This window comes from Acidovorax soli (assembly GCF_900107605.1).
GTDB lineage: Bacteria > Pseudomonadota > Gammaproteobacteria > Burkholderiales > Burkholderiaceae_C > Acidovorax > Acidovorax soli.
Map to the genome: position 1 here is coordinate 321,554 of NZ_FNQJ01000001.1, position 23,568 is coordinate 345,121.

Below are 23,568 nucleotides of genomic sequence, written 5' to 3' on the forward strand. Positions count from 1 at the left end.
CTCTCAGTCTTGTTCTGCCAGGGCTTCCTGGTCGGCCTTGGGGTGGCGCGCGGCGTTGGCGGCCTGCTTGAAGGGCTCGTGGCCAATGCGGCGCAGCGCGTCGATGAACAGCTCGCCGGGCTTGCGCAGCGCGCGGAAGGTGGCGAGCAGGGCCTCGATCACGTCGGGCACTTCGGCGGCCGTGAACGAGGGGCCGACGACCTTGCCGCCAATCGCGGGGCCGGACAGCGTGGTGCCGTCGGAACCGCCCAGCGTGATCTGGTACCACTCCTTGCCGTCCTTGTCGACGCCCAGGATGCCGATGTGGCCGCTGTGGTGGTGGCCGCAGCTGTTGATGCAGCCGCTCATGTGCAGGTCGATGGGGCCGAGGTCGAACAGCTCGTCCAGGTCCTGGTAGCGCTCGGTGACTGCGGCGCCGATGTGCAGCGAGCGCGCATTGGCCAGCGAGCAGAAATCACCGCCGGGGCAGATGATCATGTCGGTCAGCAGGCCGATGTTGGGCTGCGCCAGGCCCAGCGCGCGTGCCGCGTCGTACAGCGCGGGCAGGTCGCTTTCATGCACCCAGGGCAGCATCAGGTTCTGCTCGTGCGTCAGGCGTGCTTCGGCGGCGCTGAACTGCTCGGCCAGTTGCGCCAGCGCTTCCAGCGTGGCGGCGTCGGCGTCGCCGGTGGCAAAGCCAGGGCGCTTGAACGACAGGGTGACGGTCTTGAGGCCCGGCAGCCGATGGCCGCGCACGTTTTGCTGCAGCCAGCGCTGGTACAGCTGGCCCTGCGTGTTGACCTTGGATGGCAGGTTGGCGGCTTGCAGTGCGGGCACCACGAAATTGGCGGTCACCCGGTCGAGTTCGGCCTGGGTGATGGTGTGCGGCGCACCGTCGAGTTCAACGATGTCCTTGTATTCTTTCTCCACTGCGTCGATGAAGTTCTGGCCTTCGCTCTTGACGAGGATCTTGATGCGCGCCTTCCACTTGTTGTCGCGCCGGCCGTAGCTGTTGTAGGTGCGCACCACGGCCTCGATGTAGTTGAGCAACTGGTCCCAGGGCAGAAACTCGCGCACCACGCTGCCGATGATGGGCGTGCGGCCCATGCCGCCGCCCACTTTCACCGTGAACCCTATGCTGCCGTCCTCGGCGCGGCGCGCCTGCAGGCCGATGTCGTACCAGCCGGTGGCGGCGCGGTCTTCTTCCGCACCATTGAAGGCGATCTTGAACTTGCGTGGCAGGTAGCTGAACTCGGGGTGCAGCGAGCTCCACTGGCGCGTGATTTCGGCAAACGGGCGGGTATCGACGATGCTGTCTTCGGCGATGCCTTCGAGCGCGTCGCAGGTGATGTTGCGGATGTCGTTGCCGCTGGTCTGGATGCCGTGCATGCTCACGCTGGCCAGCAGGTCCATCACATCGGCGGCGCGGGTGATGGGAATCCAGTTGAACTGCACATTGGTGCGCGTGGTGAAGTGCCCATAGCCATAGCGCAGCGGCGCTGCCGGCAGCGTGGTGCCGGGCTGCGCGTCCTGCAACGCGTCCTGCGTGGCCTGGGCATGCGCCAGCAACTCCGGCGCGGGTTGATCGTACTCGCGCGCAATGTGGGCCAGCGTGCGCAACTGCGTGCTGCTGATTTCGCCGTAGGGCACGGCAATGCGCGCCATGGGGGCGTAGCGCTGGATGTACCAGCCGTTTTGCAGGCGCAGCGGCAAAAGTTGTTCGTCGGTCAGTTCGCCGCGCTGCCAGCGTTCGATCTGGTCGCGGAACTGCTCGGCGCGCAGTTTGACGAATTGCTTGTCGAATGAGGTGTATTGGTACATGGGGCAACGAGCCTCTTAAATCAAAACGAGTTTGGCGCCCGCCCAGGCGAGCAGCACGGAAAGGGCCGAGCGGATGAGGCGCTCGGGGGTGCGTGAAACCAGGCGTGAGCCCAGCCAGATGCCGGGCAGCGAGCCGGCCAGCAATTGCGCCAGCAGCGGCCAGTCGACCGAGCCCAGCGACGCATGGCCCAGGCCCGCCACCAGCGTGAGCGGCACGGCGTAGGCGATGTCGGCGGCGATGATACGCGGCAGCGGCAGGTGCGGAAACACCAGCAGCAGAACGGTGACGCCGATGGCGCCGGCGCCCACCGAAGTGAAGGTGACCAGCGTGCCGATGACGGCGCCCAGCAGCACCGGCAGGCTCCAGTGGCGGGGCTCTGCGGCATTGGCTGCGTTGGCGCGGCGCGCGGCCAGTTCGGCAGCCTGGCGCTGGGCCGAGAACACCAGCACCTTGTAGGCGGTGGCCGCGGCCGTGAGCAGCAGGGCAATGCCCAGCGTGCTGGTCATGAGGTGCTGCGCCTGCGCCGTGGCCGGCCCCATGCGGTGCAGCAGCCACAACGCAGCCAGTGCTGCCGGAATGCTGCCTGCGCACAGCAGGCCCACCACGCGCCAGGGCACCAGGCGCTGGCGCGCCATGCTCACGGTGCCACCCATCTTGGTGAAAGCCGCGAACAGCAGGTCGGTGCCAATGGCCAGGTGGGGTTTCACGCCAAAGAAGAAGATCAGCACGGGCGTCATCAGCGAGCCGCCGCCCACACCGGTCAGGCCCACGATGAGCCCGACGGCAAAGCCCGCAAAAACAAACGCGAAATCATGCATGGCTGCGACTGTAGAGGCGCAGCTTATGAAAACAAACGATTGTTTCGTGCTGCCCTTATGCGAATAAGCTTATGCACGAGCTGTGGCGCGGGTTGCGAGGGTTTGATGCTGCCGCTGGCCTTGTTCTTTCTCCGGCCCGGGCCAGCAGCCTCCGTGCATGTGCCGCCCTGCCTGAGCGGGCGTGATGGCGCTTGAAGAGCTGGCCCGCCTTTGGCGGCTCCAGGGAGGCGCGCAGCACCCTGTTCACTTCTCCAGCCGCTCCGTGCCCATGGCGCGTGCCAGGCGTGCATCCAGCGGCAGCGGCTCTGCATTCAACAGCGCGGCCAGCAGCTCGCCGCACAGCACGGCCCGCGTGAGCCCGCGTGCCCCCATGGCGGTGCAAACCCACAGGCCGGGCAGGGATTGCGCATCGACAGGGCCGACGATGGGCAGGCGGTCGGTCGAGGTGCAGCGCACGCTGGCCCAGGCGCGCACGGCTGCGGCATCCGAGGGCGATGTGCCGGCAAACGCCGCCTGCAGCGTGGGTGCCGCGCCGGGCAGCAATTCCTGCAAGCGCCGCCAGTTGGTGGCATGAGCCGAAGCCGCTTCTGCGGGAGTCAGCGGCAGGGCGTCCACATCCCGTTCAAAGGTGGAACCCATGTGCCAGGCAAGGCCCACCTCTCGCGGAACATGGGCGACCAGTCCGCCATTTCCGTTGACCGGAAAAGGGGGCAGGGCAGTGGCACCCGGGTCTTGCAAGCCCCACGACAACTGGCCACGCACGGACTGCAGCGCCAGGGCGGGCGCCGAAGAGGCCGCGAGCAACGCATTGCAGGCAGGGCCTGCAGCCAGCACCACGCATTCAGCCTCGGCAATGGCGTGGCCGTGCTCATCCAGTGCCTGCCACTGCCCCGTGGCGCAGCCGTTGGTCCCGGGGCTGCGCTGCAGGCGCGCTACCGGCGTGCGGGGGCACCACTCGATGCCGGGCTGCGCCAACAATGCGCGGACCAGGCGGGCGGGTTGCACCCAGCCCGCTTTCGCATGCCAGCAGGCGGGGGTGTCTTGTGCCAGGCCGGCGGCTTGCAGAATGGGCGCACTGGCGGCCCGGCTCCAGTCGGCACCCGGGCCTTGTTCCCAGCCTTCGGGCAGGCCCAGGTTCAGCTCGGGCCGGCGTTCCAGCACGCCGCAAGGATTCCAGTCCACACCCTGCTGCAACAGCGCCTTCGACTGCTGCAGCATGGCGCGCACACCACTGCGCGACACGCGCGAGAAAACATTGTCGTCCGGCGACAGATGGGGGGCGAACAGGCCCACCGGCAGTCCGGAGGCCCCCGCCGCCGGTGCATCCCCCATGTCCAGCACCTGCACCTGCCAGCCGCGCCGCGCCAGGCTGGCTGCCGTGGCGGCCCCTGCCAGGCCTGCGCCAATCACCATGCAGCGGGCCGGTGCCGTGTGCACGGGGTGGGCAGGGGCGGTGCGCGAAGTGCGCGGCTCCCACCGTGGATCGAAGGTGGCTTGCAGGTTGTCGCGCTTGGGCGGCCCGCCCGCCACCTTCTCTGCATTGAAGCCGCATTGCGTGAGGGCGTCGCGCACCGAGCGCGCAATGGTCCAGGTGGCCAGGCGCGTGCCCCGGCGGCAACAGCGCGCCACGGCCTTGAGCGTATGCAGGTTCCAGAGATCCGGATTGCGCTGGGGGCTGAATCCGTCCAGATAGACCGAATCCACGGTCCATTCCTGCTGGCGCAGCACCGTTTGCGCGTCACCGACGCACAGCGTGAGCAGCACGCGCCCGCCATCAAACGTGAGACGGTGCACGCCGGGCAACAGTCCCCAGAACTGGTCGTGCAGTTCCTGGGCCAAGGGCGCAAGTGCCGGATGGGCCGAGGCAGCGCGCAGCAGATCAGCGGCACCGATGGGCCAAGCCTCCGTCGAGATGAAGTGCAGCAGGCGCGGACGCTGTGCATCGGCCCGCCATGCCGCCCAGGTGAGCAGAAAATTCAGCCCGAAGCCGAACCCGGTTTCGAGAATGCGCCACTGGGCCTGCCCGGCCCAAGCCCCCGGCAGCCCGCAGCCGTGCAGGAAAACTTGGCGCGCCTGGTCCAGCCCACCGTTTTCACTGTGGTACCGATCGCTGAAGCGGGGGCTGAACGGGGTGCCGTCCGGGAGCCAGTCAATGGGTTCGGACATGGGGCGGCATGAAAAAAGACGCAGGAGCTTGGTGGCGCGCAGGCCGAGGCCTGGCCGGGACCATCACCCGATGGCTGTTGAAAATGAAACCACTTTGACGGTGCTGCACTCCGTTATGCGCTGGGCGGGACATAGCCCGCTGCGGCGTCCGCGCCGCTGCCAAAGAAATGATTCTCCATCTGCCGGGCCAAGTACTGGCGGGCGCGGGCATCGGCCAGGTTCAGTCGGTTTTCATTCACCAGCATGGTCTGGTGCTTGAGCCAGTCGGCCCAGGCCTGTTTGCTGACGTTTTCCCAGATGCGCTTGCCCAGTTCGCCGGGGTAGGGCGGGAAGTCGAGGCCTTCGGCTTCCTGGCCGAGCTTGATGCATTGAACGGTGCGTGCCATGGGATTTCCTTGCGTGGTAGCTGAGCAAACAGAGGTTGCTCAGATGTTTTGGGTATAAAGAACTGAAATCTTAGTTGTTCCAGTTTTGAAGAGAGGCTTCCAGAATGCGGTGCATCGGTGTCTGGCACCGCAACCCATTCCCAAAAGAGGCCTTTCATGAACTTTCGCCGCAACTTTATCAAGTTTCCCTTCGCTGCCGCCCTGGTGGGCAGTTTGGCCCTGACGGCATTGCCGTCGTTTGCACAGTCTGTGACGCTGCTCAATGTGTCGTACGACCCGACCCGCGAGCTGTATGTGGAGTTCAACCAGGCATTCGCCAGGCACTGGAAGGCCAAGAGCGGCCAGGATGTGACCATCAAGCAAAGCCATGGCGGCTCGGGCAAGCAGGCGCGCTCCATCATTGACGGGCTGGAGGCCGACGTGGCCACCCTGGCGCTGGCCGGCGATACCAATGCGCTGCACACCAACGGCGGCTGGATTCCCAAAGACTGGCAAAAGCGCCTGCCGCACAACAGCTCGCCCTACACCTCCACCATCGTGCTGGTGGTGCGCCAGGGCAACCCCAAGGGCATCAAGGACTGGGACGACCTTGTCAAGCCCGGCATCCGCGTGATCACGCCCAACCCCAAGACCTCGGGGGGCGCACGCTGGAACTACCTGGCCGCCTGGGAATTCGCCAAGCGCAAGTACGGCGGCGATGCCAAGGCCAAGGACTTCGTGGCCAGGCTCTACGGGAACGTGCCCGTGCTGGACACCGGCGCGCGCGGCTCCACCATCACCTTTGCCCAGCGCAACCAGGGCGACGTGCTGATCGCCTGGGAAAACGAGGCCTACCTGCTCGAAAAGGAATTCGGCGCCAGGTTCGACGTGATCGCGCCCTCGATTTCCATTCTTGCCGAGCCCGCCGTCACCGTGGTGGACAAGAACGTGGACAAGAAAGGCACGCGCGCCGTGGCCGAGGAATACCTCAAGTTCCTCTACACCGAAGAGGGCCAGGACATCGCGGGCAAGCATTTCTACCGCCCGGCCATTTCCGACAAAGCCAAGGCCAAGTACGCCAGGCAGTTCCCCAGGCTGAACCTGTTCACCATCGATGCCGCCTTTGGCGGCTGGGACAAGGCGGCCAGGGACCACTTTGCCGACAACGCGAGCTTTGACCAGATCTATGCGCGGAAATAAGGGGCGGATGTGCATGCAACTACAGCACGCACAAGAAGCTATTCAATATGCAGCTTTTGCCGGCTTGGCTCAGCGCCTGGACTCTGGCGGGCTGGCGGTTGAACGCTGGGGGGCGAACAGATCCCAGCTGGCAATGAACAGTGCGGCAATCGCGGGACCGATGACAAACCCGGTCAGCCCGAAAAGGGCCATGCCGCCCAGCGTGGAGATCAGCACCACATAATCGGGCATCTTGGTGTCCTTGCCCACCAGGATCGGGCGCAGGATGTTGTCCACCAGGCCGATCACCCCCACGCCATAGAGGGCCAGCACCACGCCCTGCACCACGGCGCCGGTGGCCAGGAAATACAAGGCCACGGGCCCCCAGACCAGTCCTGCGCCCACGGCGGGCAGCAGCGACAAAAATGCCATGGCCACGCCCCAGAGTACGGGGGCCTGGATCCCCAGAATCCAGAAAATCAGGCCACCCAGCGCCCCTTGCGACGCTGCCACGACGATGTTCCCCTTCACGGTGGCCCGGATCACGGTGGTGAACTTGTGGGCCAGCTGGCGCTTGTGCTCGGTGCCGAGCGGCGTGGCTTGGCTGATGCGCGCCGCCAGTACCGCGCCGTCGCGCAGCAGAAAGAACAGCAGGTACAGCATCACGCCAAAGCCCACCACGAATTCCAGGGTGTTCTGCCCGACGCTGAGCGCCTGGGTTGCAAAGAACTGGCTGGCCTGCACCGCCACGGACGACAGTTTTTGCTGCAGTTCGCCCAGGGTCGTGAGGTTGAAACGCTCCAGCAGGCCGGTGGCCCAGGCGGGCATGGCGGCCAGGATCTGCTGCAGGTACTGGCCAAAGTTCAGCTGGCCTGATTTGAGGCGATCGTAGATGGCGGTGGCTTCCTGGACCAGGGTCACGGTGATCAGGGTCATGGGCAAGATGACGATCACCAGGCACAGCGACAAGGTGGCAAGGGCTGCCAGATTGGGGCTCTTGGGCATGCGCCGCAGCAGTTTGCGGTGCAGGGGCGCAAACAGGATCGCCAGCACCACCCCCCAGAACACGGCGCCATGAAACGGCCACAGGATGGCGCCGAAGGCGAGCGTGACCAGGGTCAGGAGAATCAGGAACACGCGGTTCTCGAAGGGGGAGGGTGGCATGGGCGTCGGCTGGCAGATGGAATGCCCGCAATGTACGCGAGTGCATGACGCCCGCCTGGCGCTGGCCCCGGGGGCGGCAAAATCCCAGGATTCCTTGGCAGGACCGGTTGGCGGTTCGGTGGCACAATACGCCCCGTACCAAAGGCCCTTCCCCAGCCACAGTCGCATCCGCCAATCGGTCCAGCCGTGTCGCGGAAGGTTTCTCAACCAGCTAATGCTTCCCCAAGGGAAGCGGAGGTCAGCGGAATATGAGCGATACGACATCCGTCTATCAAGCCTACCAAGGCAATACCTACCTCTTCGGCGGCAATGCGCCCTATGTCGAAGAGATGTACGAAAACTATCTTGCCAACCCCGGCAGCGTGCCCGACACGTGGCGCGAGTATTTTGATGCGCTGCAGCATGTGCCGGCCGTCGATGGCTCCAACGCCCGTGACGTTCCCCACCTGCCCGTGATCAACGCCTTTGCCGAGCGCGCAAAGCAGGGTGGCACCAAGGTGGTGGTGGCCAGTGCCGACGCCGAAATGGGCCGCAAGCGCACCGCCGTGCAGCAGCTGATCGCCGCCTACCGCAACGTGGGCCAGCGCTGGGCCGATCTGGACCCCCTGAAGCGCACCGAGCGCCCCGCCATTCCCGAGCTGGAGCCATCGTTCTACGGCTTCACCGATGCCGACCAGGAAACGGTGTTCGACACCAGCAATACCTTCTTCGGCAAGGACAAGATGCCGCTGCGCGAACTGCTCAACGCGCTGCATGAAACCTACTGCGGCACCATCGGCGCAGAGTACATGTACACCACCGACCAGGCGCAAAAGCGCTGGTGGCAGCAAAAGCTGGAAGGCATCCGCAGCAAGCCCCAGTTCAACGCCGACCGCAAACGCCACATCCTCGACCGCCTGACGGCCGCCGAGGGGCTGGAGCGCTTTTTGCACACCAAGTACGTCGGCCAGAAGCGCTTCTCGCTGGAAGGCGGCGAAAGCTTCATCGCTTCGATGGACGAGCTGATCCAGTCGGCCGGCGCCAAGGGCGTGCAGGAAATCGTGATCGGCATGGCCCACCGCGGCCGCCTGAACGTGCTGGTGAACTCGCTGGGCAAGATGCCCAAGGACCTGTTTGCCGAGTTCGACCACACGGCCCCTGAAGAGCTGCCGGCTGGCGACGTGAAGTACCACCAGGGTTTCAGCTCGGATGTGTCCACCGCAGGCGGCCCGGTGCACCTGTCGCTGGCCTTCAACCCCTCGCACCTCGAAATCGTGAACCCCGTGGTCGAAGGCTCGGTGCGCGCCCGCATGGACCGCCGCGACGACCCCAAGGGCAGCCAGGTGCTGCCCGTGCTGGTGCACGGTGACTCGGCCTTTGGCGGCCAGGGCGTGAACCAGGAAACCCTGGCGCTGGCCCAGACCCGTGGCTACACCACCGGCGGCACGGTGCACATCATCATCAACAACCAGATCGGTTTCACCACGTCCGATCCGCGCGACATGCGCTCGACCGTGTACTGCACCGACATCGTCAAGATGGTCGAGGCCCCCGTGCTGCACGTGAACGGAGACGACCCCGAAGCCGTGGTGCTGGCCACCCAGCTGGCGCTGGAGTTCCGCATGGAGTTCCGCCAGGACGTGGTGGTGGACATCACCTGCTTTCGCAAGTTGGGCCACAACGAGCAGGACACCCCTGCACTGACCCAGCCGCTGATGTACAAGAAAATTGCCCAGCACCCCGGCACGCGCAAGCTGTACGCCGACAAGCTGGCCGCCCAGGGCATGGGCGCCACGCTGGGCGACGACATGGTCAAGGCCTACCGCGCCGCCATGGATGCCGGCAAGCACACCATCGATCCGGTGCTGACCAACTTCAAGAGCAAGTACGCGGTGGACTGGTCGCCCTTCCTGGGTAAGAAGTGGACCGACGCCGGCGACACCGCCATTCCGCTGACCGAGTGGAAGCGGCTGGCCGAAAAGCTCACCACCATTCCGGACAGCGTGGCGCCGCACCAGCTGGTCAAGAAGGTGTATGACGACCGCGCCGCCATGGGCCGTGGCGAGGTCAACGTGGACTGGGGCATGGGCGAGAGCATGGCTTTTGCCTCGCTCGTGGCCAGCGGCTACCCGGTGCGACTGTCGGGCGAGGACTCGGGCCGTGGCACCTTCACGCACCGCCACGCCGTGATCCACGACCAGAACCGCGAGAAGTGGGACACCGGCACCTATGTGCCACTGCAGAACGTGGCCGAGAACCAGGCACCGTTCGTCGTGATCGACTCCATCCTGTCCGAAGAGGCCGTGCTGGGCTTCGAGTATGGCTACGCCGGTTCCGACCCCAACACGCTCGTCATCTGGGAAGCGCAGTTCGGCGACTTCGCCAATGGCGCGCAGGTGGTGATCGACCAGTTCATCGCCTCCGGCGAGGTCAAGTGGGGCCGCGCCAACGGCCTGACGCTGATGCTGCCGCATGGCTATGAAGGCCAGGGGCCAGAGCACAGCTCGGCACGCCTGGAGCGCTTCATGCAGCTGGCCGCCGACGCCAACATGCAGATCGTGCAGCCCACCACGGCCAGCCAGATCTTCCATGTGCTGCGCCGCCAGATGGTGCGTGACCTGCGCAAGCCGCTGGTCATCATGACGCCCAAGTCGCTGCTGCGCAACAAGGATGCCACCTCGCCCCTGTCCGAATTCACCAAGGGCAGCTTCCAGACGGTGATCCCCGAGCAGAACGACGCCATCGACAAGAAGGCCGACAAGGTCAAGCGCGTGATCGCCTGCTCTGGCAAGGTGTACTACGACCTGGTGAAGAAACGCACCGAGAACGAAGTGACCGACGTGGCCATCATCCGTGTCGAGCAGCTGTACCCGTTCCCGCACAAGGCCTTTGCTGCTGCGCTCAAGAAGTATCCGAACGCCACCGACATCGTCTGGTGCCAGGACGAGCCGCAGAACCAGGGCGCCTGGTTCTTCATCCAGCACAACATCCACGAGAACATGCTCGATGGCCAGAAGCTGGGCTACTCGGGCCGCGCAGCGTCCGCTTCGCCGGCCGTGGGTTATTCGCACCTGCACCAGGAACAGCAAAAGGCGCTGGTCGAAGGCGCGTTTGCCAAGCTCAAGGGTTTTGTCCTGACCAAGTAAGGCCGGCAACCCCTCTCCAGAACAAAACCCATTCCGAAAGAACTGATATGGCTATCGTAGAAGTCAAAGTACCGCAACTGTCCGAATCCGTGGCCGAGGCCACCATGCTGACCTGGAAGAAAAAGGCCGGCGAGGCCGTGGCCGTGGACGAAATCCTGATCGAGATCGAAACCGACAAGGTCGTGCTGGAAGTGCCCGCACCGGCCGCCGGCGTGCTGGCGGAAATCGTCCAGGGCGACGGCGCCACCGTGGTGGCCGAACAGCTGATCGCCAGGATCGACACCGAAGGCAAGGCCGGCGCAGCCGCTCCTGCTGCTGCAGCGCCCGCCGCAGCAGCGGCACCTGCCGCCGCAGTGGCCGTGGCCGCTGCGGCGACCGGTGGCTCGAAGGCCGACGTGGCCATGCCTGCCGCCGCCAAGCTGCTGGCCGACAACAACCTGTCGGTGTCGGCTGTGGCGGGCACGGGCAAGGACGGCCGCGTGACCAAGGGCGACGTGCTGGCCGCCGTGGCCGGTGGCGTGAAGTCGACGGCCGCCGTGATCCCCACGGGCGTGCCCACCAAGGCGCTGGCGCAGGTCGCGGCACCTTCGTCCGCGCTGAACCTGGGCGACCGCCCCGAGCAGCGCGTGCCCATGAGCCGCCTGCGCGCCCGCGTGGCCGAGCGTCTGCTGCAGTCGCAGTCCACCAACGCCATCCTGACCACGTTCAACGAAGTCAACATGGCGCCCGTGATGGAGCTGCGCAAGAAGTTCCAGGACCAGTTCACCAAGGAACACGGCACCAAGCTGGGCTTCATGTCGTTCTTCGTGAAGGCCGCCGTGCATGCGCTCAAGAAATACCCGGTGCTGAACGCGTCGGTGGATGGCAATGACATCGTGTACCACGGCTATTTCGACATCGGTATCGCCGTGGGCTCGCCCCGTGGCCTGGTGGTGCCCATCCTGCGCAACGCCGACCAGATGAGCTTTGCCGACATCGAGAAGAAGATCGCCGAATTCGGCAAGAAGGCGGGCGAAGGCAAGCTGGGCATCGAGGAAATGACCGGCGGCACGTTCTCCATCTCGAATGGCGGCACCTTCGGCTCGATGATGTCCACCCCCATCATCAACCCGCCGCAGTCGGCCATCCTGGGCGTGCATGCCACCAAGGACCGCGCCATGGTCGAAAACGGCCAGGTCGTGGTGCGCCCGATGAACTACCTGGCGATGTCGTATGACCACCGCATCATTGACGGCCGCGAAGCCGTGCTGGGCCTGGTGGCCATGAAGGATGCGCTGGAAGATCCTTCGCGCCTGCTGTTCGACATCTAAGTCCTGCAATGCATCGACCCACCCGCGCGGACCGTTTTGCGGTCCGGCCCGCCGGTGGGTTTTTCACCAACTGACTGAGTGAGATTTTTCATGAGCAAACAATTTGACGTCGTCGTGATCGGCGGCGGCCCTGGTGGCTACATCGCTGCCATCCGTGCAGCGCAGCTGGGCATGAACGTGGCCTGCATCGACGAATGGAAGAACGCTGCGGGTGGCCCGGCCCCCGGCGGCACCTGCACCAACGTGGGCTGCATCCCCTCGAAGGCGCTGCTGCAGTCGTCCGAGCATTTCGAGCACGCCAACAAGCACTTTGCCGACCACGGTATCACCGCCACCGGCGTGAAGATGGACGTGGCAAAGATGGTGGCCCGCAAGGACAGCGTGGTCAAGCAGAACAACGACGGCATCCTGTACCTGTTCAAGAAGAACAAGGTCAGCTTCTTCCATGGCCGTGGCTCGTTCGTGAAGGCGGCCGAGGGCGGCGGCTACGAGATCAAGGTGGCCGGCGCTACCGAAGAGACCCTGGTCGGCAAGCAGATCATCGTTGCCACCGGCTCCAACGCGCGTGCGTTGCCCGGCGCGGAATTTGATGAAGTGAACATCCTGTCCAACGACGGTGCGCTGCGCATTGGCGCGGTGCCCAAGAAGCTGGCCCTGATCGGTTCGGGCGTGATCGGCCTGGAGATGGGTTCGGTCTGGCGCCGCCTGGGTGCGGAAGTGACCGTGCTGGAAGGCCTGCCCACCTTCCTGGGGGCCGTGGACGAACAGATCGCCAAGGAAGCCAAGAAGGCTTTTGACAAGCAGGGGCTGAAGATCGAGCTCGGCGTGAAAGTCGGCGAGATCAAGAACAGCAAGAAGGGCGTCAGCATCGCCTACACCAACAGCAAAGGTGAAGCCCAGACCCTCGATGCGGACAAGCTCATCATCTCGATTGGCCGCGTTCCCAACACCATTGGCCTGAATGCCGAAGCCGTGGGCCTGCAACTCGACGAGCGCGGCGCCATCGCTGTGGACGGCGACTGCAAGACCAACCTGCCGGGCGTGTGGGCCGTGGGCGACGTGGTGCGGGGTCCCATGCTGGCGCACAAGGCCGAAGAAGAAGGCGTGGCCGTGGCCGAGCGCATGGCAGGCCAGCACGGCCATGTCAACTTCAACACCATTCCCTGGGTGATCTACACCAGCCCCGAGATCGCCTGGGTGGGCCGCACCGAGCAGCAGCTCAAGGCCGATGGCGTGAAGTACAAGGCCGGCACCTTCCCGTTCCTGGCCAATGGCCGCGCACGCGCGCTGGGCGACACGACGGGCATGGTCAAGTTCCTGGCCGATGCCACCACGGACGAAATCCTGGGTGTGCACATGGTCGGTCCACAGGTCAGCGAACTGATCTCCGAAGCTGTGGTGGCCATGGAGTTCAAGGCCAGCGCAGAAGATATTGCTCGCATCTGCCACGCGCACCCGTCCTTGAGCGAAGCCACCAAGGAAGCCGCCCTGGCAGTGGACAAGCGCACGCTGAACTTCTGATTGTTTTGCGTCAAATCGGCTGCTAGCGTTTATTTATAAAGCGCTAGCAGCTATTTATTTTATAGCTGCATAGTTGCTGGGCAATTTCAACGTGACTGTCAAACAGACCTATCTCGCAGAACTTGCCGCGAAAGGCTTTCAGAGCGACCCGGCGCAATTGCGTGCGGTGGATGCCTTGCAGCGTTGCGCCCGCGACTGGGCTGCGTACAAGTCGCGCCGCTCCAACGCCCTCAAGAAGATCGTCAACCACCCCGAGGTGCCGCGTGGCGTTTACATGTATGGCGGGGTGGGGCGTGGCAAGAGCTTCCTCATGGATTGCTTTTTCAATGCCGTGCCGCTCAAGCGCAAGGTGCGCCTGCATTTTCACGAGTTCATGCGCGAGGTGCACCGCGAGCTGGCGGCCCTGCAGGGCACGCAGAACCCGCTGGATGTGCTGGGCCGGCGTATCGCCAAGCGCTACAAGCTGATCTGCTTCGATGAGTTTCACGTTGCCGACATCACCGATGCGATGATTTTGCACCGCTTGCTGGTGGCGCTGTTTGACAACGGGGTAGGCTTCGTCACCACCTCCAACTTCAGGCCCGATGAGCTCTATCCCGATGGCTTGCACCGCGACCGCATCCTGCCGGCCATTGCACTGCTGAACGAAAAGCTGGAGGTGGTGAACGTGGACAACGGCACCGACTACCGGCGCCGCACGCTGGAGCAGGTGAAGCTCTATCACACGCCCCTGGGCCCGCAGGCAGATGCCGAGATGAACGCTGCCTTCGATCAGCTGGCCGAAGTGCATGACGAAGACCCGGTGCTGCACATTGAGGCGCGCGAGATCCTGGCGCGGCGCAAGGCGGGGGGCGTGGTGTGGTTTGACTTCAGGACGCTGTGTGGTGGCCCCCGTTCGCAGAACGATTACCTGGAGATCGCCACCCAATTCCACACGGTGTTGCTGTCGGATGTGCCTTATATGCCGGTCAACATGGCGTCGCCTGCGCGGCGCTTTACCTGGCTGGTGGACGTGCTGTATGACCGGCGGGTCAAGCTCATTTTGTCGGCCGCCGTGCCACCAGAGCAGCTCTACACCGATGGGCCGCTGGCACACGAGTTTCCGCGCACGGTGTCTCGGCTCCACGAGATGCAGTCCAAGGAATTTCTGGCGCTGGAGCGCCGCACTGTTGACACGGGACTGACGTAATGAAAAACGCTTGGGCAATCTGGGGTGTTGTTTGTGCGATGGCTGGGCCTGCCTTGGCGCAACCGTTGGCATCTGCGCCGCCGCAAGGCCGCCACAGTGCCGAGCAGGCGCAGCGGCAGGCCGAGCGCGACCGAATCCTCCAGGAGCGCCAGGTCATCGTGGCGACCCGCAAGCGTCAGGAGGCCGCGTGCTATCGCCGGTTTGTGGTGGAAGACTGCCTGCGGGACGCGCGGACCGAGGCGCGCAATGCCGAGCTTGAACTGCGCGCGCGCGAGTTGCAGCTCAACGACGCGGAGCGCAAGGAAAAGGCCGCAGAGCGGCTGCGTTCGATTGAAGAAAAGCAGCGCGTGGCGCCAGACCGCTCGCAACCCCAGGGCGCGGCCCGTGGGGCGGGGCGTCCTGCCACCGGTGTGGAAGATTTGCGCACGCAGCACCAACGCGAGGCGCAACAAAGGGCGCAGCAGCAGCGCAGCCGCCAGGAGTCCCATGCTGCCAGCAAGGAGCAGCGCGCCACGCAAAGCGCCGAACGCGCAGCCGCCGCGAGCGTGCGCCACGCTGAAAATGTGAAATCGGCGCAGGAGCGGCGCGAACGACTGCAGAAAATGCAGGCCGAAGCGGCCGCCGCGGGGCGCAAGCCGGCTGCACCCTTGCCTGCTTCTTCAGGGCTTCCGTCCGCGCAGCCCTGAGCGTGGGACGCTGATGGCTTGCACGCGCCAGGCGCGTGCGATCGGGCGCTGTGCGCTTCAGGCGTTTCCGGCGGACAGTGGGACCAGTCGCCCGATCTTCCTTTCTTCGACCAGGGTCTCGATCTTCACAATGACCAGCGACAGGTTGTCGCCGCCGCCGCGTGCGCGGGAGCGCGCCTTGTCGATCAGGAATTCGGTGGCCTCGCGCGGCGACAGCGAATCCACCACCGAGGCCAGTTCGGTGGGGGAAAAGTAGTGCCATACGCCATCGCTGCAGGCGAGCAGGACATCGCCCGGGCGCACTTGCTGGATGGTGTGGGTGGTGATGGGCGGGTCGCTCTCGGTGCCCAGGCAGCCCACCAGAATGTTGGAGTGCGGATGGATGTTGGCCTCGGCCTCGGTCAGCTCGCCGCGATCGACCAGGGCCTGAACATACGAGTGGTCACTCGTGCGAAAGGTCAGCCTGGCCCCTTCAAAGTGGTAGATGCGCGAATCGCCTGCATGGACCCAGTGGCAGTCACCGCGGGGGTTGATCAGGAAAGCCGCAATCGTGCTGTGCGGTTCCTGCTCGGATGAAATGGCCGTGAGGCGGATGACGATGTGGGCCTCTTCCACCATGTTCTTGAGCATGGCGGCAGGGTCGTCGGTTTCCGGCGAGTAGCGTTCGAACAGCTGGCGTGCCGTCATCATCACCTGGTCGGAGGCCTTGCGCCCGCCACTGCGCCCGCCCATGCCATCGGCAACCACACCGAGCACGCATCCGTTGTAGCGGTCGTGCGAGATCAGGGCCACCTGGTCTTGCTGGTATTCGCGGTCACCCTTGTGGATGCCGGTCGATGCGATGAGGCGGAACGCTTTGGTCATGCTGGTGATTGTGGGGGGCGGCGGCGCAAATACCCATCGGAGAGGCGTGTCGGAGCGCGTATTATCCGCTCGCGTGTGGCATTTTTGCCATGCCCATGGGCGCATGGCGCCGCCACCGCCTTGAAATCAAACCACCACTCCTTGCCCCGCCAGTTGATAGATCTGCGCATCGCCCATGCCGATCTGGACGCCCGCATCGACCACGGCGCGCTGGAGGCGGTGCCTGACGAGTTTTCGCTCAGGCGCCTGAAGAAGCGCCGCCTCGCATTGCGCGATGCAATCGACCGCCTGGAGCGTGCGCTCCAGCCCCAAGAACCTGCGTGATGGGTCTTGCGGACGCAGTGCATGCGGCATTCCAACCCGATGGGGTGCTGTCGCGAACGGAGGGCCACTACCTCGCGCGCGAGGGGCAGATACGGATGGCGGATGCGGTGGCCAGGACCATCGAGCTCGGTGGCGCCCTGGTGGTCGAAGCCGGCACCGGCGTTGGCAAGACCTTTGCCTACCTGGTTCCGGCGCTGCTCAGTGGCGAGCGGGTATTGCTTTCCACGGCCACCAAGGCCTTGCAGGACCAGCTTTTTGCCCGGGACCTGCCTCAGCTGGTCTCTGCGTTGGGCTTGCCGGTACGCACGGCACTGCTCAAGGGGCGGGGCAGTTACCTGTGCCTGCACCGCATGGAACAGGCACGGCAGGACACCGCGCTGCACGATCGCAACGTGCAGCGGGTGCTGGCGAAGGTGGAGGTCTGGTCGCACAGCACGCACTCGGGTGATCTGGCGGAATTGCCTGGTCTTGACGAGCGATCGCCCGTCATCGCGCTGATCACTTCCACCCGTGAAAACTGTCTGGGCGTGGCGTGCCCCCGCTTTCGCCAGTGCCATGTGCACATCGCCCGGCGTGAAGCGCTGGCCGCCGATGTGGTGGTGATCAACCACCATCTGTTCTTTGCCGACGTGGCCGTGCGGGAGTCGGGCATGGCCGAGTTGCTGCCGACTGTGCGGGTCGTGGTGTTGGATGAGGCGCACCAGATCAATGAAATCGGTGTGCAGTTTCTCGGCACGCACCTGTCCACAGGGCAATGGCTGGATTATTCCCGTGACCTGCTGGCGACAGGTTTGCAGCACGCCCGCGGCCTTGCGGACTGGAGCACGCTGGCGGGGCACCTGGAGCAGGCGTGTGGCGATCTGCGAATTGCCGTGGGGCCGAGGGTGACCGGCGCCAAGCTGCGCTGGACTGGCGAAGTACCCGAAACCGTCACGCCTGCCGGCTGGCATGAGGCCCTTCGGGGCATGGCATCGGCGTGTGCGCAAGCGATGGAAGCGCTGGACCCGTTGAGCGAGGTGTCCCCTGATCTTGTCCGGCTGTATGAGCGTGGCTCGGAACTGTTGGCGCGCCTGGGCCGGTTTGCCGCGCCCTGCAGTCCGGACGCCGTGCGCTGGCTGGACGTGGGCGGCCAGCTGCGGCTGGTGGAGTCGCCGCTGGATATTGCACAGACCATGCAAACCCGCGTGCTTGCTGCTCCCGCTGAATCCGACGCCGAAAAAGATGACGGCGACGGATGGCCGGCCCCCGCGCAGCATGCGGGCCGGGCCTGGATTTTTACGTCCGCCACCCTGGGGGACGATGCCGGGCTGACATGGTTCACCGAGCGCTGTGGCCTGCAGAACGCTGAAATACTGCGTGTTGACAGCCCGTTCGACTATGCATCCCAGGCGGCGCTGTATGTGCCCCGGCATTTGCCAGAACCGTCTGATCCCGGCCATAGCCTGGCAGTGGCCGGGCTGGCTGGAGCGGCTGCCAGCCGCCTTGGCGGGCGCACGCTGGTTCTGACCACGACGCTCAAGGCCCTGCGCGCCATCGGTGATGCGTTGCAGGCCCGTTTCAGCAACCTGGAAGGGCCGGAGGTGCTGGTGCAGGGCGACCGGCCCAAGCGCCAACTCATGCAGCGCTTTCGCGAGGGAACCTCTGGCGGCGGACGCGGTTGCGTGTTGGTGGCTTCGGCATCCTTCTGGGAAGGCTTTGATGTGCCTGGCGATGCCTTGCAGCTGGTGGTCATCGACAAGCTGCCTTTTCCACCCCCTGGCGACCCGCTGATAGAGGCACGCAGCCAGCGCATCAAAGCCGCTGGCGGTCGCTCGTTTCAGATGGTTGCAGTGCCCGAGGCGGCTGTTGCACTCAAGCAAGGCGCAGGGCGGTTGATCCGGAGGGAGTCGGACCGCGGTGTGCTGGTCGTGTGCGACACGCGCTTGGCCACCATGGGCTATGGCAAGCGGCTGATGCGCGCGCTGCCGCCCATGCGCGTTCTGGAAAACACCGAGGGATTGGAGGCCGCGCTGGATGCGCTTACCAGAACTTCCACCACGGATTGGACTTGGCCTTGACGGTACCCGTGGCGTAGGCGCCCTGGGGGTAGGAGGCTTGCATGACCCGGCGGGCATCATCACGCAGCTGGGTCATTCCCAGGGCATCGTAGGACTGGATCAGGATGTACAGGGCTTCTTCCAGTGCAGGGACACCCTGGTAGTCGGCCAGTGCAGCCTGGGCGCGGCCGATGGCTGCCACATAGGCGCCGCGCTGGAAGTAGTAGCGGGCAACGTGGACTTCATACTGGGCCAGCGAATTGACGATGTAGGTCATGCGCTGGCGAGCGTCTTTTGCGTAGCGCGAATCAGGGAACCGTGTCGCCAGTTCGCTGAACGACTCGAAGGAATCCTTTGCGGCTTTCTGGTCGCGTTCGGAGAGATCCTGCTGGGAGATCCATGAAAAAAGACCCAGGTTGTCGTTGAAGTTGACCAGGCCTTTGAGGTACAGCGCGTAATCGAGCGCAGGACTTGCGGGGTGCAGCTTCATGAAGCGGTCCAGCGTGGCGATGGCCTGTGCCTTTTCCCCGCCCTTGTACTGCGCATAGGCTTTGTCCAGCTGCGCCTGCTGGGCCAGGGGCGTACCTGCCGCACGGCCCTCCAGTTTTTCAAGCAAGGGCACGGCCTTGTCGAAAGCGCCGCCGCTCAACTCGTCCTTGGCTTCCGAGTAAATGCGGTTGGGGCTCCAGCCCGCTGTCTTGTCTTCCGGCGTGCTTGAACAGCCCGCGAGCAAGCCGGCGGTCAGCAGGGCAGTGATAAAAGGCAGGGGGGCACGCAGCATCGCAGGCAGCTTTCAGACAAAAAGTGAACGTGTGTCCCGTGAGGCGCTGCACCGGCTGTCGCACCGGCATGGTACGGCTTGGCCTGCGGCGCAATCTCAACCGACACCGGCATTGTACCGACGGTGCCTGCCTGGTCCCGTTTGCCTGAAACGGCTATTGCCCGAGCCGGGCCAGGTGGGCTTCCTACAATGGAGCCCATGTTTGTACACCTGCGCCTGCACACCGAATTTTCCGTCGTTGACGGCACCAATCGCATCGATGACCTGGCCAAGGCAGCGGCCAAGGATGGCCAGCCTGCATTGGCCATCACCGACCTCAACAACCTTTTTGGCGCCATCAAGTTCTACAAGGAGATGCGCGGCAAAGGCGTCAAGCCGATTCTGGGCGCTGAAATCTTTCTGGAAGGCGAGGCGGGTGCAGCACCGTCGCGCATGCTGGTGCTGGTGCAGGGGCGCCAGGGCTATCTGAATCTGTCCGAATTGCTGGCACGTGCCTGGACCCGCAATGTGTCCAAAACCCATGCCGTCTGCACCTGGGAGTGGCTGGAGGAGCTGGGTGAAGGGCTGATCGCGATCTCGGGCGCCCAGGCAGGAGCGGTGGGGCAGGCCCTCATGAAAGGCGATGACGCCGGGGCGGCGCGTCTGGCGTTGCGGCTGGCGGGCATCTTTCCCCACCGTTTCTACGTGGAGTTGCAACGGGCAGGCCGCTCCGACGACGAGGCCCATGTGGTGGCGGCTGTGCAGCTGGCGGCACGGCTGCATCTGCCTGTGGTGGCCACGCATCCCGTGCAGTTTGCCACGGCGGACGATTACGAGGCCCACGAGGCGCGGGTGTGCATTGCCGAGGGCGAGATCCTGGGTAACCAGCGTCGGGTGCGCAAGTTCACGCGCGAGCAGTATTTCAAGTCGTCGGCGCAGATGCAGGCGCTGTTTGAGGACCTGCCCGCCGCGCTGGCCAATTCTGTGGAGATTGCCCGTCGTTGCAACATCACCCTGGTGCTGGGCAAGCCCCAACTGCCCAATTTTCCCATTCCTCCCGTGAATGGGCAGGTGCTGTCGGTGGAGGACTACTTTCGCCATGTGTCCTTTGAGGGGCTGGAGGAGCGCCTGACGCTTCTGTTTCCCGAAGAAGCCAAGCGCAATGCGCAGCGCCCACGCTATGTGGAGCGGCTGGAGTTCGAGCTCAACACCATCCTCAAGATGGGGTTTCCCGGCTACTTTTTGATTGTGGGGGACTTCATCCAATGGGCCAAGACGCACGGCTGTCCCGTCGGGCCGGGCCGGGGTTCCGGCGCGGGTTCGCTGGTGGCCTACGCACTCAAGATCACCGATCTGGACCCGCTGGAATACAACCTGCTGTTCGAGCGTTTCCTGAACCCGGAGCGGGTGTCCATGCCCGACTTCGACATTGACTTTTGCCAGGCGAACCGCGACCGCGTGATCGACTATGTGAAGGACAAATACGGCAAGGATGCCGTCAGCCAGATTGCCACTTTCGGCACCATGGCCGCCAAGGCCGCCATCCGCGACGTGGGCCGGGTGATGGACATGAGCTACACCTTTTGTGACGGCATTTCCAAGCTGGTGCCCAACAAGCCGGGGCAGTCCTACACCCTGCAGTACCCGCCCGAGACCAAGAAGGAGGGGGACAAGAACAACTACGCGCTGGAGCTGGAACCCCTGCTCTACGAGCGGGTGCGCAAGGAGGACGACGTCAAGACCATCATCGAGATGGCGCAGAAGCTCGAAGGCATGACGCGCAATATCGGCATGCATGCCGGGGGCGTGCTGATCGCGCCGGGCAAGCTCACCGATTTTTGCCCGCTGTACCAGCAGCCTGGCAGCGAATCGGCCGTGAGCCAGTACGACAAGGACGATGTGGAGGCCATCGGCCTCGTGAAGTTCGACTTTCTGGGCCTGGCCACGCTCACCATCCTGGAGATCGCGCGCGAGTTCATCATCAAGCGCCACAAGGGCCAGGAGAACTTCGCTTTCGAAACCATTCCGCTGGACGATAGCCCGACCTACCGGTTGTTCTCGGATGGCAAGACCGAGGCCGTTTTCCAGTTTGAAAGTCGCGGCATGCAGGGCATGCTCAAAGAGGCGCGACCCAGCCGTCTGGAGGATTTGATTGCCCTGAATGCTCTGTACCGCCCTGGTCCCATGGACCTGATACCGAGCTTCGTGAACCGCAAGCACGGCAAGGAGGTGGTGGAGTACCCGCACCCGCTGGTGGAGCCCGTGCTGGCAGAGACCTACGGGATCATGGTGTACCAGGAGCAGGTGATGCAGACCGCCCAGGTGCTGGGCGGCTACAGCCTGGGCGGCGCCGACATGCTGCGCCGTGCCATGGGCAAGAAAAAAGCGGAGGAGATGGCCGAGCACCGCGCCATCTTCCGCAAGGGTGCGGCTGAAAAGGGCATCGGCCAGGAAAAGGCCGACGAGGTGTTCGACCTGATGGAGAAGTTCGCGGGCTACGGCTTCAACAAGTCGCACGCCGCAGCCTACTCGCTGCTGGCCTATCACACGGGCTGGCTCAAGGTGCACTACACGGCCGAGTTCTTCTGCGCCAACATGACCGTGGAAATGGACGACACCGACAAGCTCAAGGTGCTGTTCGAGGATGCGGTCAAGAACTTCGGGATGACCTTCGAGCCCCCAGACGTGAACCGGGGCGTGTACCGGTTCGAGCCTGTGACCGACAAGGTGATCCGTTATGGCCTGGGTGCCGTCAAGGGTACGGGGCAGCAGGCCATCGAGGCCATCGTCGCCGCCCGTGAGGGACGGGGCGAGGGGCCGCAGGGCTCCACCACTGGCCCCTTCAAGAGCCTGTTCGATTTTTGTGTGCGGGTAGACCGGGCACGCCTGAACAAGCGCACGGTCGAGGCGCTCATCAAGGCAGGGGCGTTTGATGCGCTCCATCTCAACCGTGCCGCACTGGTGGCTTCGATCGACCGGGCTTTTGACTTTGCCGCGGCCACACTGGCCAACGTGAACCAGGGCGGGCTCTTTGACATGATGGGCGAAGACGCCCATGGATCGAGCACGCAGGAGCCCGATCTGGTCGATGCGGTGCCCTGGGGCATCAAGGAGCGGCTCACCCAGGAGAAAACGGCCGTCGGCTTCTACCTGTCAGGCCACCTGTTTGACGAGGTGGCGCACGAGGTGCGCCGTTTCGTGCGCACGCAGATCGATGAATTGCTGGACAGCCGCGAGCCCCAGATCTTGGCCGGCATCGTCAGCGACTTTCGGGTGATCAACGGCCAGCGGGGCAAGCTGGGCCTGTTCCGGCTGGACGACAAATCGGGCGTGATCGAGGCGTCCGCCGATGAAGCGCTGCTTAACACCTACCGCAACCAGCTCAAGGAAGATGAATTCGTGGTGATGATGGGGCGCCTGCAGCTCGACCACTTCAGCGGCGGGCTGCGGGTGAAGGTGCAGCAGGTGTGGGACATGGCCGGAGCGCGCGCCCGGTTTGGCAAATACCTGCATGTCGTGGTGGGGGACAAATCCCCTGACGTGCCAGGTCTGGTGCGGGAGTTCCCTCCACGCCGGGAGGAGTCGGAGCAGGGCGATCTGCTGCACGGGCTGCGCGTGCGCATGGGTGTGCGCTGCGTGGCAGAGCAGGGGGCCGCGGTGGCCGAACTCCAATTGGGTGACGCCAGCCGCTTTTACCCTGGCGATGCCGCGCTGGCGGCCTGGAGCGCAGGGGTGGGAACCGGCTCGGCCACGGTGATCTATGAGTGACCCCTGGATGGGGCGGCGTGCATTGCGCCGGCGGTTGTAAAAACCGCAATCGTCCTCAGATGACACCGGCTGCAGTGCAACGAATGCATCGCTAGAATGAATTTCATGGCAACAAAACCACCTTCTCCCCCCACCGCGCTGCCCTCCACCCGGCCAGCACAGGATGATGGCGGTTCGGTCGTGCTCGAAAGACGCGCGCAAAAGACCCAGCCGCCCCATATGTACCAGGTGGTCATGCTCAATGACGACTACACGCCCATGGAATTCGTGATCGTGGTGCTGCAGGAGTTTTTCAGCAAAGACCGCGAACAGGCCACCCAGATCATGCTGAAGATCCACCTCGACGGCAAAGGCGTGTGCGGCGTGTATTCCCGCGATGTGGCCGCCACCAAGGTGGACCAGGTGCTGGAGGCGGCGCTGAAGGCCGGCCACCCCCTGCAATGTGTGAGTGAGCCTGTTGAATAACGGGTTTCTCGTCCCGATCTAAAGTTA

The 23,568-nt window shown here is 64.5% G+C and carries 17 protein-coding genes; 10 read left to right on the forward strand and 7 right to left on the reverse strand.

Annotation, left to right across the window (positions count from 1 at the left end):
• Positions 1–3 precede the first annotated feature (3 nt).
• The 4 genes from BLW02_RS01535 to BLW02_RS01550 all read right to left on the reverse strand — a co-directional run bounded on the left by BLW02_RS01535 (position 4) and on the right by BLW02_RS01550 (position 5,171).
• A complete protein-coding gene (locus BLW02_RS01535) occupies positions 4–1,800 on the reverse strand; it encodes a nitrite/sulfite reductase (protein WP_092696681.1) in 1,797 nt (598 codons plus the stop codon).
• A 15-nt stretch (positions 1,801–1,815) separates the two neighbouring features.
• On the reverse strand, positions 1,816–2,619 hold the full coding sequence (locus BLW02_RS01540; protein WP_092696682.1) for a sulfite exporter TauE/SafE family protein: 804 nt from the start codon (positions 2,617–2,619) through the stop codon (positions 1,816–1,818).
• A 243-nt stretch (positions 2,620–2,862) separates the two neighbouring features.
• Positions 2,863–4,785 (reverse strand): bifunctional tRNA (5-methylaminomethyl-2-thiouridine)(34)-methyltransferase MnmC2/FAD-dependent 5-carboxymethylaminomethyl-2-thiouridine(34) oxidoreductase MnmC1, encoded by a 1,923-nt coding sequence (gene mnmC, locus BLW02_RS01545; RefSeq protein ID WP_092696683.1) that lies wholly within the window; start codon positions 4,783–4,785, stop codon positions 2,863–2,865.
• Positions 4,786–4,898: 113 nt separating this feature from the next.
• Entirely contained in the window at positions 4,899–5,171 is a 273-nt protein-coding gene (locus BLW02_RS01550; RefSeq protein ID WP_056638705.1) for an oxidative damage protection protein, read from the reverse strand.
• Positions 5,172–5,327: 156 nt separating this feature from the next.
• Here BLW02_RS01550 and BLW02_RS01555 point away from each other — a divergent pair, with 156 nt between their 5' ends.
• Positions 5,328–6,350, forward strand: coding sequence for a sulfate ABC transporter substrate-binding protein (locus BLW02_RS01555; RefSeq protein WP_092696684.1), 1,023 nt, complete (start codon positions 5,328–5,330; stop codon positions 6,348–6,350).
• Positions 6,351–6,419: 69 nt separating this feature from the next.
• On the opposite strand, the gene BLW02_RS01560 is transcribed toward BLW02_RS01555, so the two are convergent.
• Positions 6,420–7,493 carry an AI-2E family transporter gene (locus BLW02_RS01560; protein WP_092696685.1) on the reverse strand — a complete coding sequence of 358 codons (1,074 nt, stop codon included), beginning with the start codon at positions 7,491–7,493 and terminating at the stop codon, positions 6,420–6,422.
• Between the two features lie 248 nt (positions 7,494–7,741).
• Between BLW02_RS01560 and BLW02_RS01565 the strand changes: the two genes are divergently transcribed.
• The 5 genes from BLW02_RS01565 (at position 7,742) to BLW02_RS01585 (ending at position 15,324) form a co-directional block, all read left to right on the forward strand.
• Positions 7,742–10,618 (forward strand): 2-oxoglutarate dehydrogenase E1 component, encoded by a 2,877-nt coding sequence (locus BLW02_RS01565; RefSeq protein WP_092696686.1) that lies wholly within the window; start codon positions 7,742–7,744, stop codon positions 10,616–10,618.
• A gap of 47 nt (positions 10,619–10,665) precedes the next feature.
• Positions 10,666–11,928: a 2-oxoglutarate dehydrogenase complex dihydrolipoyllysine-residue succinyltransferase gene (gene odhB / locus BLW02_RS01570; RefSeq protein ID WP_092696687.1), complete on the forward strand. Its 1,263-nt coding sequence runs from the start codon at positions 10,666–10,668 to the stop codon at positions 11,926–11,928.
• Positions 11,929–12,018: 90 nt separating this feature from the next.
• Positions 12,019–13,449: a dihydrolipoyl dehydrogenase gene (gene lpdA, locus BLW02_RS01575; protein ID WP_092696688.1), complete on the forward strand. Its 1,431-nt coding sequence runs from the start codon at positions 12,019–12,021 to the stop codon at positions 13,447–13,449.
• A gap of 91 nt (positions 13,450–13,540) precedes the next feature.
• Entirely contained in the window at positions 13,541–14,638 is a 1,098-nt protein-coding gene (zapE, locus tag BLW02_RS01580; RefSeq protein WP_092696745.1) for a cell division protein ZapE, read from the forward strand.
• Positions 14,639–14,691: 53 nt separating this feature from the next.
• Entirely contained in the window at positions 14,692–15,324 is a 633-nt protein-coding gene (locus tag BLW02_RS01585; RefSeq protein ID WP_139285314.1) for a hypothetical protein, read from the forward strand.
• 57 nt (positions 15,325–15,381) lie between these two features.
• On the opposite strand, the gene BLW02_RS01590 is transcribed toward BLW02_RS01585, so the two are convergent.
• On the reverse strand, positions 15,382–16,188 hold the full coding sequence (locus BLW02_RS01590) for a PP2C family protein-serine/threonine phosphatase (protein WP_092696690.1): 807 nt from the start codon (positions 16,186–16,188) through the stop codon (positions 15,382–15,384).
• 120 nt (positions 16,189–16,308) lie between these two features.
• On the opposite strand from BLW02_RS01590, the gene BLW02_RS01595 reads away from it, so the two are divergent.
• Positions 16,309–16,512: a YdcH family protein gene (locus BLW02_RS01595; RefSeq protein WP_026436080.1), complete on the forward strand. Its 204-nt coding sequence runs from the start codon at positions 16,309–16,311 to the stop codon at positions 16,510–16,512.
• Positions 16,512–18,569 carry a DNA repair helicase YoaA gene (yoaA, locus tag BLW02_RS01600; RefSeq protein ID WP_092696691.1) on the forward strand — a complete coding sequence of 686 codons (2,058 nt, stop codon included), beginning with the start codon at positions 16,512–16,514 and terminating at the stop codon, positions 18,567–18,569. The genes BLW02_RS01595 and yoaA overlap by 1 nt, the downstream gene beginning before the upstream one ends.
• Here the strand turns inward: yoaA and BLW02_RS01605 are convergent.
• On the reverse strand, positions 18,532–19,329 hold the full coding sequence (locus BLW02_RS01605) for an outer membrane protein assembly factor BamD (RefSeq protein WP_092696692.1): 798 nt from the start codon (positions 19,327–19,329) through the stop codon (positions 18,532–18,534). The genes yoaA and BLW02_RS01605 overlap by 38 nt on opposite strands.
• Before the next feature lie 198 nt (positions 19,330–19,527).
• Here BLW02_RS01605 and dnaE point away from each other — a divergent pair, with 198 nt between their 5' ends.
• Both dnaE and clpS read left to right on the forward strand, forming a co-directional pair.
• The gene (gene dnaE / locus BLW02_RS01610) at positions 19,528–23,076 is read left to right on the forward strand and encodes a DNA polymerase III subunit alpha (protein WP_092696746.1); all 3,549 of its coding nucleotides are present in this window, start codon (positions 19,528–19,530) and stop codon (positions 23,074–23,076) included.
• Positions 23,077–23,172: 96 nt separating this feature from the next.
• The gene (gene clpS / locus BLW02_RS01615; protein ID WP_092696693.1) at positions 23,173–23,541 is read left to right on the forward strand and encodes an ATP-dependent Clp protease adapter ClpS; all 369 of its coding nucleotides are present in this window, start codon (positions 23,173–23,175) and stop codon (positions 23,539–23,541) included.
• Positions 23,542–23,568 lie beyond the last annotated feature (27 nt).